This window comes from Nostocoides sp. (assembly GCF_035343835.1).
GTDB classification, from domain to species: Bacteria; Actinomycetota; Actinomycetes; order Actinomycetales; family Dermatophilaceae; genus Nostocoides_A; species Nostocoides_A vanveenii.
Genome location: NZ_DAOQZV010000067.1, coordinates 1 through 13,938 on the forward strand (window position 1 = coordinate 1; position 13,938 = coordinate 13,938).

10 protein-coding genes and 1 tRNA gene are annotated in these 13,938 nt (G+C 68.9%); 3 read left to right on the top strand and 8 right to left on the bottom strand.

Features of this window, described 5'->3' with window-relative positions; translation table 11 throughout:
- The 6 genes from PKH97_RS06770 to PKH97_RS06795 all read right to left on the bottom strand — a co-directional run.
- Positions 1 to 625, bottom strand: a 625-nt coding sequence (locus PKH97_RS06770) for an SRPBCC domain-containing protein (protein ID WP_324386646.1), incomplete at its 3' end; no start/stop codon positions are given.
- A gap of 13 nt (positions 626 to 638) precedes the next feature.
- Complete coding sequence (cutA, locus tag PKH97_RS06775; protein WP_324386647.1) at positions 639 to 3,053, bottom strand: aerobic carbon-monoxide dehydrogenase large subunit; 2,415 nt, start codon at positions 3,051 to 3,053, stop codon at positions 639 to 641.
- Complete coding sequence (locus tag PKH97_RS06780; RefSeq protein WP_324386648.1) at positions 3,050 to 3,565, bottom strand: (2Fe-2S)-binding protein; 516 nt, start codon at positions 3,563 to 3,565, stop codon at positions 3,050 to 3,052. Before PKH97_RS06780 ends, cutA begins: the two co-directional genes overlap by 4 nt.
- On the bottom strand, positions 3,562 to 4,422 hold the full coding sequence (locus PKH97_RS06785) for an FAD binding domain-containing protein (RefSeq protein ID WP_324386649.1): 861 nt from the start codon (positions 4,420 to 4,422) through the stop codon (positions 3,562 to 3,564). The genes PKH97_RS06780 and PKH97_RS06785 overlap by 4 nt, the downstream gene beginning before the upstream one ends.
- Before the next feature lie 92 nt (positions 4,423 to 4,514).
- Positions 4,515 to 6,002 carry a solute carrier family 23 protein gene (locus PKH97_RS06790; protein ID WP_324386650.1) on the bottom strand — a complete coding sequence of 496 codons (1,488 nt, stop codon included), beginning with the start codon at positions 6,000 to 6,002 and terminating at the stop codon, positions 4,515 to 4,517.
- A gap of 176 nt (positions 6,003 to 6,178) precedes the next feature.
- Entirely contained in the window at positions 6,179 to 7,591 is a 1,413-nt protein-coding gene (locus tag PKH97_RS06795) for a helix-turn-helix domain-containing protein (protein WP_324386651.1), read from the bottom strand.
- Between the two features lie 97 nt (positions 7,592 to 7,688).
- Here PKH97_RS06795 and PKH97_RS06800 point away from each other — a divergent pair, with 97 nt between their 5' ends.
- On the top strand, positions 7,689 to 8,405 hold the full coding sequence (locus PKH97_RS06800) for a DUF2877 domain-containing protein (protein WP_324386652.1): 717 nt from the start codon (positions 7,689 to 7,691) through the stop codon (positions 8,403 to 8,405).
- Complete coding sequence (locus tag PKH97_RS06805) at positions 8,398 to 11,430, top strand: DUF1116 domain-containing protein (RefSeq protein WP_324386653.1); 3,033 nt, start codon at positions 8,398 to 8,400, stop codon at positions 11,428 to 11,430. Before PKH97_RS06800 ends, PKH97_RS06805 begins: the two co-directional genes overlap by 8 nt.
- A 43-nt stretch (positions 11,431 to 11,473) precedes the next feature.
- Here the strand turns inward: PKH97_RS06805 and PKH97_RS06810 are convergent.
- Both PKH97_RS06810 and PKH97_RS06815 read right to left on the bottom strand, forming a co-directional pair.
- Positions 11,474 to 11,546, bottom strand: a tRNA-Arg gene (locus PKH97_RS06810).
- 38 nt (positions 11,547 to 11,584) lie between these two features.
- Entirely contained in the window at positions 11,585 to 12,232 is a 648-nt protein-coding gene (locus PKH97_RS06815) for a TetR family transcriptional regulator (RefSeq protein ID WP_324386654.1), read from the bottom strand.
- Between the two features lie 65 nt (positions 12,233 to 12,297).
- Between PKH97_RS06815 and PKH97_RS06820 the strand changes: the two genes are divergently transcribed.
- Positions 12,298 to 13,938, top strand: a 1,641-nt coding sequence (locus tag PKH97_RS06820) for an MDR family MFS transporter (RefSeq protein WP_324386655.1), incomplete at its 3' end; no start/stop codon positions are given.

A 13,938-nucleotide genomic window follows, 5' to 3' on the forward strand; every position in this document is an offset into this window, starting at 1 on the left:
GCCCGAAGTCGCTCACGGTGTTCGTCATGCGAGCAATCCGTCCATCGAGACCGTCGAGAACCGCAGCGATGCCGATCATCTTCGCGGCGATCTCGAAGTGAGCCGCCGCACCCCCCGCGCCGGACACGGCACCCCCCGCGGCCGGCGACGCCCCCACCCCGACGGGCACCTTCGCGGCCTTGCGCACTCCCGCGATGTCGTCGTCGACCGCCGTGAAGAACTCGCCGGCCATCTTCTTGGTGACACCCGTGAGCATGCGCTGCCCGACCCCGCCGATCATCCCGCCGACGATGGCGTCGGCGTCATAGGTCAGATCGGTCCCGCCGGACGCGGACGGCGCCAGGCGCACGGCAACATCCGCCGCGATGGTGCCCGGCCCACCGGCTCCTTGGGCCTTCATCATGAACGAACCGGGCTCGACCTTGTCCGAGATCGCGACCGTGCCGTCATACGTCCCCTTAACAGCGGCGACACCTGCGGTCACCCGCATGGCATAGGCGTCCGGCCCGGTCTCGGTGAGGCTCTCGCACCCCGGCAGGACGCGGGCGAGCACGGCCGGGTCCATGAAGGCCGCCCACACCTTGTCGACGGGCGCGTTGAAGGTGTGCGCACCGGAAATCTTCATGTCTGCTCCTTTGCTAGCCAGCGGTCGCGCGACGACGCAACGAGGGCAGCTCGCCCCGCTCGTGGCGTTGCCGCAACTCCCACAGTTCGACGGGGGAAATGGGCATTGCGGTGATGGGGAAGCCCTCGGCGTCCTCGATGGCGGACGCGATCACAGCGGTTACCGGAATGCACCCGGCTTCGCCGGCGCCCTTGATGCCCAAGGGATTCAGCGGTGACGGCGTTTCTAGGTGATCGGCCTCGACGTGCGGCACCTCGGTGGCATAGGGAATGAGGAAGTCCATGAAGCTCGCGTTGAGCAACTGCCCCGACTCGTCGTAGACCATGCGCTCGTAGAGCGCGCCACCGACGCCCTGGGCCACGCCGCCGTGAACCTGGCCCTCGACGATCATCGGGTTGACCATGGTGCCGCAGTCGTGGATGACGCAGTAGCGCAGGATGCGGATCTCGGCGGTCACCGGATCGGTTTCGACGATCGCTGCATGCATGCCGTTGGCGAAGGTCGCCTGCGTCGGGCTGTAGAAGTCCTTGCCCTCTAAGCCCGGCTCTTCGTCGTCGGCGACCGGCGGCTTGTCGGGGTCGAAGGTCCCGGCGAACTGGGTCGCCGCCTTGGCGGCCTCGTCGAAGGCATAGCGCAACGGGTTGGACAGCACCGCGGTGGTGCCGATCGGCATCCGTGCATCGGGCATGCCCTTGACGGAGATGATGCCGTCGACGATCTCCAGATCCTCCTCGGCTGCCTCGAGGGCATCGGCCGCTATCTTGATCGCCTTGGCGCGCACGGCGCGGGCCGCCAACGCGATCGCATTGCCGGACATCACGGCGGCCCGAGACGCGAAAGTGCCTACGGCATAAGGCATTCGACGCGTGTCGCCAGTCGTGACATAAACCGACTCCAGGGGCACACCGAGCTCATCGGCGACGATCTGGGCAAAGGCCGTCTGATGGCCCTGGCCCTGCGTCGTCAGGCCCGTCGCGACGTTGACTCGCCCGCTGGTCTCGATGACGATGTGCGCGCCTTCATAAGGCCCGACGCCGGTGCCCTCGACATAGCAGCCGATGCCGAGCCCGACCCTGCGCCCTTCGGCCTCGGCCTGCGCCCGATAGCCCGCGAAGTCGTCCCAGCCGACGAGCGCCTTGAGCTTGGCGAGCGAAGCGGGGAAGTCGCCGCTGTCGTATTTGAGCGGCCGGCCATCCTGAAACATCAACCCGTGGTCGTAGGGCATCTCCTCGGGGAGGATGAAGTTGCGGCTGCGCACCTCGGCCCGATCCAGCCCCAACTCGTCGGCGATGGCGTCCATGGTCCGCTCCATCGCGAAGCAGCCCTGCGGCCGGCCCGCGCCCCGATAAGGCGTCACGAGAACGGTATTGGTGTAGAGCGACCAGAACTCGACGCGATAGGTGCCGGGTTTGTAGGGCCCGAGCAGCTGGGTCGAGGTGATGATCGGGACGATGATCCCGTAGGGCGTGTAGGCCCCGTTGTCGTGCCAGAACTTCACGTCGAGCGCAAGGATCCGGCCCTCGTCGTCGAAGCCGACCTCGACCTCCTGCAACTGTCCGCGCTCGTGCGCCGAGGAGATGAAGTGCTCGCGGCGATCTTCGGTCCACTTCACCGGATGCCCGAGAAGCCTTGCGGCCCAAGGGATCAGAACTTCCTCGGGCCAGGGGTGCATGATCTTGACGCCGAAGCCGCCTCCCACGTCTGGCGCGATGCAGTCGACCTTGGCCAGGGGCAAGCCCAAGCGCGCAGCCACGGCCGCACGCACGCCGGTCGATGTCTGGGTCGAGGACCAGATGGTCAGGTGCTCGGCGTCACTGTCCCAGACGGCATACACGCCCTTGCCTTCCATCGGCGTGCAGGCGCTGCGTTCGATGGACAGATCCAGCTTCAGCCGGCGCGGGGCACCACCCATTGCCGCATCGACGTCGCCGACCTCCTGGACCATATGGGCCGAGACATTCCCGGGTGCGTCGACATGCACGAGATCCGTTGCTGCGCGGGCATTTTCGAGACCGACGACCGCGGGCAGGAAGTCGTAGTCCACGCGGATTCGGGCCACCGCATCCTCGGCGGTGTAGCGATCCTCGGCGACGACGAGGACGATCGCCTCCCCGACGTGGTTGACGGTGTCCTTGGCGAGGGCATAGCCGGTGCGCGGCGCCGTCAGCGCGGGGTGCGGGATCAGCAGCGGCAGGCACTCCCCCACCTGACCCTCGAGATCTTCGTGCGTCCAGATGCCGATCAGGCCTGGGGTGTCGAGGGCGTCGCTGACGTCGATATCGGTGATCCGCGCGTGCGCGTGCGGACTGCGGACGAAGGCCGCTTCATAGGCCGTATGCCCGAGATCGTCCAGATAGCGTCCGCCCCCGGTCACCAGGCGCGGATCCTCACGGCGCTGCACCGGCGCACCGAAGAGTTTGGTGGTCATCGCTGCTCCCCCGCTCGCCGCTTCATGACCTCCGCGGCGCGCAGGACCGACGTGACGATGTTCTGATATCCGGTGCACCGGCACAGATTCCCCGACACCGCCTCGCGCGCTTCCTCCTCGCTGGGGGTGGGGTTCTCGGCGAGGTAGGCCGTGATTGTCGTGATGAAACCCGGTGTGCAGAAACCACATTGGAGACCGTGGCATTCCGTGAAGGCTTGCTGGACAGGTCCCATCGCGTCGATCGTGCCGCAGCCCTCCACCGTCGTCAGGTCGTGCCCGATGGCCTGCACGGCGAACATCAGACAGGAGCGCACCGGCCGGCCGTCGAGAAGCACTGTGCACGCGCCGCAAACGCCATGCTCACAGCCGACATGCGTGCCGGTCAGCCGCAGGTCGTGGCGCAGGAAATCCGAGAGCAGCCGGCGCGCGGGCACCGAGGCGCTGCAGCCGACGCCGTTGACGGTGACCTGCACCGGGATGAGCACGTCGGCGCCATAGGTCGTCTCGGTCATCGGGCCATCACCTCGGCAACGAGCCGGCGAGTCAGTTCGCCGGCGAGCATGCGCCGGTAGTCGGCGCTCGCGTGGATATCGGACTCGGGCTGCACGTGCGCGCGCACCGCACCGATCAGATCGTCGGCGCGGCCGGCCAGGTCGGCCGGGGTCGCCCCGGCCAGCACGCCCGTGAGGTCCAGGACATCGGGAATGTCGGTGACCGAGACGTATGCCGCTCGCGCCCGCCTGATCGCGCCCTCCTCACACGTGAGCGCAACTCCCACGCCGGCGAGTGCGTAATCCCCACGGCGTCGGGCCGACTCGGTGAAACCCGTGCGGGTGCCACTCGGGAAGCGGCCGAAGCGGACCGCGACAACGACCTCGTCGGCCCCAATGGCGATCTCCAACGGGCCCGCGAAGAAGTCATGCGCGGAGATCTCTCGCGCGCCCGCCGGGCCCTGCACCTCGACGATGGCATCGGTCAGCACAGCGATCGACGGCATCTCGCCGGCGGCGTCCGCATGGGCGATCGAGCCCACGGTCGTGCCGCGGTTGCGGATCGCGGGGTGCGCCACGTTGAGGAGAGCCTGCCGCAGGAGGGGAAGTGCGGCATACGCCTCGTCGGAGCGCTCGACGTCGCGGTGGCGGACGGTCGCACCGACGCGTACGGCATCCTCGGTGACGGTGACGGTATCGAGGCCGGCGACCTGGTTAATGTCGATGAGGTGGGCCGGGGCGGCCAGGCGCATGGAGAGCATCGGGATAAGGCTCTGGCCACCCGCGAGCACCTTGCCGTCGTGACCGACCTCGCCGAGCACGGCCACGGCCTCATCGAGGCTTCGCGGGGCGTGATACGCGAAGGGTGCGGGCTTCATCGCTTGATCCTGCCGTCGAATCTGGTCAAGGGGAAGGGGGAAGCACGCGGCCCCGAGGGACACGCCCTCGGGGCCGCGAACGATCGATCGGATCAGTGCTGCGGACGGCGACCGTAGAAGTCCTCCGGATTGTCGTCTTGCAGCAGGTCATCGACACCGTCGCTGTCGCCATAGGTGTAGTCACCGACAGCGATCATGGCCCCGTCGGCCCGGCTGCGCAGTTCCGCCGGCGCCAGCGCCTTGGCCAGGTGATACGCGCCCACGGCGACGATGGTGCCGAGCGCGATGCCACCCAGGCTGAAGTTGTCGGTGAACGTCATCTGGACGTTGCCGACACCGATGATGATGCCGGCGGCGACCGGAACCAGGTTGATCGGGTTGCCGAAGTCGACGCCGTTCTCCTTCCAGATCTTCGCGCCGAGCAGTCCGATCATGCCGTAGAGGACGACGGTGATACCGCCGAGCACCCCGCCCGGGATGGAGAAAACGAGCGCGCCGAACTTCGGGGAGAAGCCGAACAGGATCGCGACGAAGGCGGCGACCCAGTAGGCAGCCGTGGAGTAGACGCGGGTGGCGGCCATGACGCCGATGTTCTCGGCATACGTCGTGGTCGGCGAGCCACCGACGAAGGAGGCGAGGGTGGTGCCGACGCCGTCACCGGCGATAGCGCGTCCCATCATCGGATCGAGGTCCTTGCCGGTCATCTCGGCGACGGCCTTGACGTGCCCGGTGTTCTCCGCGATCAGCGCGATAACGGCGGGCAGGACGAGCAGGATCGCCGCCATGGAGAAGCTCGGCATGTGCCAGCCGGCCACCTCCATGCCATCCGCCCCGGTCGTCGTCTTGGGGGGCAGGCCCAACCAGGACGCCGAGCCCACTCCCGAGGTGTTCCACCGCACGTGCTCGGTCGCTTCGGTTGCCCCACCGAGGACCGACGTGATCGGGCCGGCGGTCTTGTCCAGGATCCACGAAAGAGCGGTGCCGAAGATCAGCGCGAGGAAGACCGAGATGCGGCCGATGAAGCCCTTGAAGGCGACGGCGACGACGATGGTGAAGAGCATCGTGAGCAGCGCGACCCACTGATCCTGCGGCCAATAGATGCCGGCAACCACCGGCGCGAGGTTGAAGCCGATGAGCATGACGACCGCGCCGGTCACGACCGGCGGTAGCACTCGGTGCAGGACACCGGACCCGAGGAAGTGAATGGCAACGCCGACAAGAGCCAGCACGATGCCGGCGATCATGATGGCGCCAGTGACGCGTGCCGAGGTGGCACCTTCTTGCGCGCGGATCGCGGCGACGGCGCCGACGAAGGATGCCGACGTCCCGAGATAGGAGGGGACCTTTCCGTCGACGATGAGCAAGAAGATGATCGTCGCAATGCCGCTCATCATGATTGCCAGCTGCGGGTTCAGCCCCATGACCAGAGGGAAGACAAAGGTCGCGCCGAACATGGCGACGACATGCTGAGCGCCCAGACCGACGGTCTTGGCCCAGCTGAGGCGCTCGTCGGGAGCGACGACATCATCGGGGCCGGTCAGGCTCCCGTCACCATGCAACTTCCAACCAAAGGCGGCCATCGGCAACTCCCACTTCTTTCGGCGTCCTTGAGACGCGTCTCACACCCACCACCAGGGTTGTTGGAACGCTAGTGCGCGCGCGGCGGCACTGAACCGAGCAGTAACTGACATGGGACGTATGCCCACGTTGGCAGGACTTGCCCGCGTGTCCGCCCCCCGTGATCTCGCCGAAACGCTCAGGTATGGGGCGCCGACCTGCGGCTTTGCGCCAATCCGCGCATCTCAAGCACCTTGAGGGCGAGAGCCAGCGTCAGCCGCAGTTGTGGGTCGGTCGTGAAGGGGCCAAGGATGCGCTCGAGCTTGGCGATGCGATAGCGCAGCGTGTTGTAGTGGAAGAAGAGCAAGCGCGACGCCTCGGCGACATTGAGATTGGTGTCGATGAGCACGGCGAGGGTCAGGCGCAGGTCGGCGTTCTCCGGGCTGTCGTGGGTGGCCAGCTCGCCGAGGGCATCGGTGACGAACTGGCGCAGTTCTTCGGAATCCGGGACCAGGGACAGCAGCCGGTAGATCCCCAACTCGTCGAAGTGCGCGATCGCGCCGGCGCCGTGTTTCTGGCGGCCGACGGCGGCAGCCCGCAAGGCCTCGGCATACGCCATCGGGAGGGACTCGATCGCCGTGATCGGGCGGGAGACGCCGGTGGAGAAGGTGCGGCGGCCACCGCCGCCGTCGCCGCGGACGATGCGGGCGAGGTCGGTGACGATCGCCATGATCTTCTCGGTCGCCATCTCTGGCGGCAGCGGCAGCAGCGCCACGATCTCCTGACTGAAACCCATCACCGGAGCCCGGCGATCCCGTGCCCCCACCGCGCGGATCCAGGCGCGGGCGAAGCGCTGCTGAAGGGCGCGGACCTCCTCGGAGTCGCGGTGCGTGAAGGTGTCGTTCTCATCGGTCTCCGCGACCACGACGACCATCCGGTCGGTCAGCGTCCAACCGAGGCTGTCCGCGTGGGCGATGGCCTCGGCCGTGCTGCCCGCACGTCCGGCCAGAGCGTCGCGAAGGAATTCAGCGCGGTACTTGCTCTCGACGGCGGTCACGGCCTGCTCGCGGGCAATGGCAAGGGCGGCCACGGTCGCCGATCGCTCCAGAAGATGAATATCGTTGCGCGACAGGGCCCGATCCTTGGCGAAGGCGACGATGCGGCCCTCCACGCCGCTGCCGCCGATGATCCGGACGGTCGCCCGACGCACCCAATCGGCGTCGCCGGACCGCTCGCCGACCATCTCGTGCTCGACGAGGAACCGGCCGGTGGGGTCGAAGGCGGAGGTGGCTGCCGCCTCCTCGATGGCCGCTGAGTCGCCGGCCTGGGCGATCACCCGGCCGTCGGTTGTCGTGATCATGACGACGGTCTCCATGAGGGCGGCGAGCGCCTCGCACAGGTCGGCCAAGGAGCCGCCGGCCACCACGATGGAGAGCAGCGACCGGTGGACTTCGTCCTCACGACGCAAGGCAGCGATCAGCTGCCCGGCGAGGGCGCGCAGCTCGGGCTCGGCGAGGGTGTCCGGGATCTGGGGCGGCAGTTCACCGGGCGTCATGGTGGTTCCGAGAAGGTCGAGCCCCGAGCCGGTCCGATCGTTGGCAACATTCACCATTGGCCGATCGTAGACGGCAGATGTTTCAGGAGATAGCCACCTTCGTTGGCAAGATTCTCCATCCGAGTTGCCGCCGAGTCCCCGCTAGCGTCGGGGAATGCTGCTCGCCGCCCGCTCGCCGCTCGCGCCCTCGTGCGGGGTCGGCTCCGGCCGCGGCGAGAAGTCGTGGCGGGTGCTGGGGGCCTTCCCGACGGCCCTGTATGCCGGTCATCCCGAGCACGGCGTGCTGGCCGTCGTCACCTCTGACGGGTTGGCCTTGCCGACCGCGTGGCGGCTGCCCGTGGCGTCTTCGCAGGTGCGGTGGGGTGTAGGTGCTGGCGATCCCCTCCAGGTGGGCGTGTCAGAGATCCGGCTCCCGCACAACACGATTCGCGCCGTGCGCACGTGGCGACCCGCCCGGGTGCATCCCTGCGGCGCTCGCGCCCGTGGGTCGGGGGTGATGCGGGACGACTGGATCGAGGATCGGATCGGACGTGGCCCGGGGCTGACACCTGAGGGCGATGACGAGATCTGCGGCGCCCTCCTGGTCGCGTACGCCGCCGGCGATCCGCACCTGAGTGACGTCGCCCACGGCCTGCTTCACCGCACCACAGCCCTGTCCGCGTCCCTGGTCGCGGCGGCGATCGACGGCTACGCCGTCCCCGAACTCGTGACCTATGCCGATGCCGCCCTCCGCGGCCGGCCCACCAACGGGCTGCGTGCGCAGGTCTCGCGCATCGGGCATACGTCCGGCTCAGCGCTTTTACGCGGCGTTGACCACGCCATCGCCAACCTGACCATCGCCAACCTCACCAAGGAGCGCCTCAGTGCCTGAATTCGTCGATGTCCGCGGGGGCGCCTACTACGACTCCGTGACGCTGATGCACGTCTCGAAGCTGATCGCGACCACACCCGGCATCAGCGCCGCCCAGGTCGCGATGGGCACCGACCTCAATCTCGAGGTGCTCGCCGGCATGGGCTTCAGCCTGCCGGACGGGATCGGCGTGAACGACGTCGTCGTCGCGCTGCGCGGTGCGGCGTCGGAGGCCGTCGACGCGGGCCTCGCCGCGGTGGATCAGGCCCTGGCCGAGTTGAAGGCCAACTCCCGCAACACATCCGGCTTCGGCTCGGCGCCCGAGCCGGTGACCCTCGGCGGCGCGATCGCCGCCGGTGACGCGTCGCTGGCGCTGATCTCGGTGCCCGGCGAGCACGCCGCCGCCGAGGCGATGGACGCCATCGACGCCGGCGTCAGCGTGATGCTGTTCAGTGACAATGTCGCGGTCGCCGACGAGGTCGCGCTCAAGGATGCGGCCACGGCGCGCGGGGTGCTGGTCATGGGGCCGGACTGCGGCACGGCCGTGGTCAGCGGGGTGGCTCTGGGCTTTGCGAACGTGGTCGCGGCCGGCTCGGTCGGGCTCGTCGCCGCGTCGGGAACAGGCGCCCAGCAGGTGATGTGTCTGCTCGACGCAGCCGGCGTGGGGGTCAGTCACGTGCTGGGCGTCGGCGGTCGCGATCTGTCGGCCCCCGTCGGTGGACGCGCAACACGGCAGGCGCTCGCGATGCTCGCGGCCGACGAGGGGACGACCTCGATCATCGTCGTCTCGAAGCCGCCTGCGCCCGAGGTGCTCGCCGCACTCGAGACGTATGCCGTTGGGATGGGCAAGCCGGTGCACTGGGCGATCCTGGGGGCCGGCCGGCCGGACCTGACCGCGTCCGTCGAGTCGGCGCTCGCGGCTGCCGGCGCGAATCTGCCTGAGGCGTGGCCGCATTGGGGCGACGCACGTGGATCGGGTGCCGTGGGCGGGCCCACGGGCGAGGCACCTGCGGGAGCTTCGCCGGCGGCGGGACACGGCGCGCGCCTGCGCGGGCTCTTCTGCGGAGGCACGCTCGCCGACGAAGCGATGATAATCGCCGGCTCAACGCTCGGCGCGATCCGCTCGAATATCCCGCTCGCGCCCGAACTTGCCCTGGGCGACGACCTGGCCGCCGAGAGTGGGCATGTGGTCATCGACTTCGGCGACGACGGCCTGACGCGCGGGCGCGCGCACCCGATGATCGACCCGTCCCTGCGCGCCGAGCGGATCCGCGCTGAAGGCCAGGATCCGACGTGCGGTGTGCTCCTGCTCGATCTGGTGCTCGGCTATGGCTCGCATCCCGATCCGGCCGGTGATCTCGCCTTGGCGATCCGGTCTGCCCGGGCGAGCGCTGCGCTCGCGGGTCGGGAGTTGCCGGTGGTGGTGGCGCTCGTGGGCACGCAGGGCGACCCGCAGGGCCTGGAGGCCTGTGCCACGGCGCTCGTTGCCGCGGGAGCCAGGGTGTACCTCTCGAATGCCGAAGCCGCGCGCGCGGCCGTTTCCCTACTCGGCGTTGCCGTAGCGGAGGTGACGACATCCGTTGCCACGGAAGGCGACCCGACTACGGAAGGCGAGCCAGCCGCGGATGGCGGGCCACGGCATACGGGCAATCCGGCGGGGTTGCCCGCCGAGCCGGTCGTCGCGACGGTCGGCGTGGGCCTGTTCAGCGAGGCGCTCGTCGCCCAGGCGGTGCGGGTGATCGAGACGCGCTGGCAGCCGCCGCTGGCCGGCGCGAACCCGGCAGACATCCGCAGCGTCCTGCTCGACTCGCGACGCGAGGCGGCCAACCAGCTGGCGTTCGAGCGGATGACCGCCGCCGGCGCCGACCTGGTGGACGTGCGCCCGGCGGCCGAGGCCTTGGGCCTGGAGCGCGGGACCTTCCTGCACGCCGGTCCGCCGCTGGAGTGGGAGCGAGCCAGCGGACCGATGAGGGGTGCGCTGATCGGCGCGATGATCTTCGAGGGCATGGCCGCGACACCGGAGGAAGCCGAGGCGAAACTCGCTGCGGGAGAAGGCATCACGTTCGAGCCTTGCCACCATCGCGATGCGGTGGGCCCGATGGCCGGTGTGATCAGCCCGACCATGTGGGTCTACGAGTTGCACGACCCGGTGCACGACAACCGGTCCTGGTGCTCGCTCAACGAAGGACTGGGCAAGGTGCTGCGCTATGGCGCCTACGGCCCGGAGGTCATCGACCGGCTGCACTGGATGAACTCGGTCCTCGGGCCGTTGTTGCAGCAGGCGGCGCGCAAGGCCGAGCGGATCGACATCAAGGCGATCATCGCCCAAATGCTGCAGATGGGCGACGAGGGCCACAACCGTAACCGCGCCGGCTCGCTGATGTTGCTCCGCGAGTTGCTTCCGCACCTGATCACGGCCGACGGTTCGCCAACGGATATCGCTGAGGCCGTGCGCTTTTCGGGCGCAAACGAGCACTTCTTCCTCAATCTCGGTATGCCCGCGTGCAAGCTCGCGACGCTCGCCGCGCACGGCATCCCGGGCTCGAGCATCGTGACGACGATGGCGCGCAATGGCACCGACTTCGGCATCCGCGTGTCCGGCACCGGCGAGCAGTGGTTCACCGGGCCGGCCAACACGCCGGAGGGTCTTTTCCTCGGGTCCTACGGCCCGGAGGACGCGAATCCCGACATCGGAGACTCTGCCATCACCGAGACCGCCGGCATCGGCGGCGTGGCCATGGCGGCGGCTCCGGCCATCGTGAAATTCGTCGGTGGGGACGTGCCCTTCGCGCTGCAAGCGACGCAGAAGATGTACGCGATCACTCAAGGCGAGCACGCGAGCTACCAAATCCCGATCCTCGAATTCCGCGGCACCCCAACGGGGATCGACGTCACGAAGGTCGTGCGCACCGGCATCCTGCCGCAGATCAACACCGGCATGGCCGGCCGGGTCGCCGGCACCGGCCAGGTCGGCGCCGGCCTGGTTAACCCGCCCGAGCAGTGCTTCACGCTCGCCCTGGACGCACTCGCTCGACTCGCTTCCTAGCCGTGCCAGAGGTGTGCGAGCCTCGCAAGCGGCAGCTGCGTAGTGCCCCCGAGACGATTCGAACGTCCGACACCCGCTTTAGGAGAGCGGTGCTCTATCCCCTGAGCTACGAGGGCGGGGGCCGGCGGACCGGCCAGTGAAGTCTAGGCGAGCCTCACAGCAGCGCGTAGGCACGATCGAGCAGCTCGCGCAGGGGGGCGCCGGCATACGCGCCGGCCAGGTGCATCCGGATCGCGGCGCGCACCGCCCCGAGCGCGGCGTGGGCCTCCACCGCGACGGCGAACTCCTCGTCCGCGGACAAGGCGCCCGCGGACGCGACACGCGTCCGCTCGACGAGAGCATCGACGAGCACGCGGTCGGCGCGGGCATACACCCCGAGGAAGCGCAGCCCGATGGCCGGCTCGCTCAAGGTCAGCTCCCGGCGCATGGCCCAGCTCTCCGGGTCGCGCTCGAGGGCGGCCATGCGGATCAGGGCGATGGCGTGCACGATCTCGCGCACCGACTCCCCCGCCGGCCGGGCCGCCACCAAGGTGGCCAGCGCGTCGAGATCGCTCGCCCCGCTGCCGATGATCGCATCATCCTTGGTCGGGAAGTAGTTGAAGAAGGTTCGCGGCGAGACGCCCGCACGCTCGGCGATCGCGTCCACGGTCAGCGCATCCACCCCGCCCTCGTGGGCCAACTCCAGTGCCGCCCGATGGATGGCGGCCCGCGTCTCGCGCTTCTTACGTTCGCGCAGACCGCATTCCGCATCCTCGACCCCGGCGGGAGGAGCGACGACAGCGACAGCGGTGGCGGACGACATACGGCCATCATAGTGCAGCGACTGCAAACTTGCAGACTCTGCACATTTTCTTTATCCTGGTCAGGATGAGCCGCCCAGCCAGCCCCGCCCACGCCTCCAACGGCGAGTTCCATCTCGACGCGGCCGGCCGGCGCATCTTCATCGGGCTGATGCTCGGGATGTTCGTCGCGTCGATCAGCCAGACGATCGTCGGCCCCGCGATGCCGCGCATCGTCGCCGAACTCGGCGGCATGGATCACTACTCATGGGTCGCCACCGCCGCGATGCTCGTCTCCGCGATCGTGGTGCCGATCGTCGGCAAGTTCTCCGATCTCTACGGCCGGCGGGGCTTCTATCTCGCCGGGCTCGCGGTCTTCATGATCGGCTCGCTCGTCTGCGGGCTCGCGCCCAACTTCTGGACCCTCGTCGCCGGCCGCGCCATTCAGGGCCTCGGTATGGGCACGGTGATGCCCTTGGCGCAGACCATCATCGGCGACATAATTCCCCCGCGGCACCGCGGCAAATACCAAGGTGTCATGGGCGCCGTCTTCGGCGTGACCTCGGTCGCCGGCCCGCTCGCGGGCGGCTGGATCACCGACAACCTCGGCTGGCGCTGGCTCTTCTGGACGTCGATTCCCTTCGGCATCGCGGCGACCAGCGTGGTCTTCCGCTTCCTCCACCTCCCCCACCAACGCCGGGACGCCCGAGTGGACGTCGCCGGCATCGCCACCCTCACGCCCGGCCTGGTCGCGGTGCTGCTCGCCACCTCCTGGGGCGGCACCACATATGCCTGGAGTTCCAGCGTGATCCTCGGCCTGTATGCCGCCGGCGCCCTCCTGCTGGCCGCCTTCGTCTACGCCGAATCCCGTGCCGCCGAGCCGATCCTGCCGCTGCGGCTCTTCCGCAACTCGATCGTCGCGCTCGCCAATATCGCGGCCTTCGGGGTGGCGATGGTGATGTTCGGCGCGATCATCTATATCCCCGTCTTCGCCCAGGGCGTCGTCGGCGTCAATGCCACGAACTCCGGCCTGATCCTGCTGCCGCTCATGCTCGGCCTGATCGTCTGCGGCATCCTCGCCGGCCAGCTGATCACCCGCACCGGCCGCTACAAGGAGATCATGCTCGCCGGCGTCGCGCTGATGGCCGCCGGCGTATGGCTGCTCACCCGCCTGACGCACACCGCCACCTCCGGCGAGCTCACCACCGCGATGATCGTCCTCGGCGTGGGCCTCGGTCTGTGCCTGCAGCAGTACACCCTGCTGGTCCAAAATGCTTCTGCCCGTGGCGATCTCGGCGTCGCAACGGCATCCACGCAGTTCTTCCGCAATGTCGGTTCGACGGTCGGCATCGCGATCTTCGGCACCGTGATGACCACCGGGCTGCAGGCCGCGATCCTCGATCACCTGCCGGCGTCGGCCGCCGCGAAGCCGGCGGCTTCCGGTCAGCAGATCGGCGTCGGTTCGGTGCTCGACCCGGCCGCGATGAGCACGCTCAACCCGGCGGTGGCCGATGCCGTGCGCCAGGGTTTGGCCGAGCGGCTGCACGACGTCTTCCTCCTGGGCCTGCCTATCCTCGCGCTCGTCTTCGTCGCCACCGCGCTGATTAAGTCGGTCCCGCTGCGCTCCACGAACCACGCCCCGGCGGCCGAAGAGGCCGGGCACGAAATCCTGGACGGGCTCGCCTCGTCGACGACCGGCCAGGACTCCTCGGCGGCGGAGGGACCCGCC

Excerpts from the sequence above, each read along its gene's own strand:
- cutA (WP_324386647.1), bottom strand. The coding sequence starts at position 3,053 with ATGACCACCAAACTCTTCGGTGCGCCGGTGCAGCGCCGTGAGGATCCG.
- PKH97_RS06780 (WP_324386648.1), bottom strand. The coding sequence starts at position 3,565 with ATGACCGAGACGACCTATGGCGCCGACGTGCTCATCCCGGTGCAGGTC.
- PKH97_RS06785 (WP_324386649.1), bottom strand. The coding sequence starts at position 4,422 with ATGAAGCCCGCACCCTTCGCGTATCACGCCCCGCGAAGCCTCGATGAG.
- PKH97_RS06790 (WP_324386650.1), bottom strand. The coding sequence starts at position 6,002 with ATGGCCGCCTTTGGTTGGAAGTTGCATGGTGACGGGAGCCTGACCGGC.
- PKH97_RS06795 (WP_324386651.1), bottom strand. The coding sequence starts at position 7,591 with ATGGTGAATGTTGCCAACGATCGGACCGGCTCGGGGCTCGACCTTCTC.
- PKH97_RS06800 (WP_324386652.1), top strand. The coding sequence starts at position 7,689 with ATGCTGCTCGCCGCCCGCTCGCCGCTCGCGCCCTCGTGCGGGGTCGGC.
- PKH97_RS06815 (WP_324386654.1), bottom strand. The coding sequence starts at position 12,232 with ATGTCGTCCGCCACCGCTGTCGCTGTCGTCGCTCCTCCCGCCGGGGTC.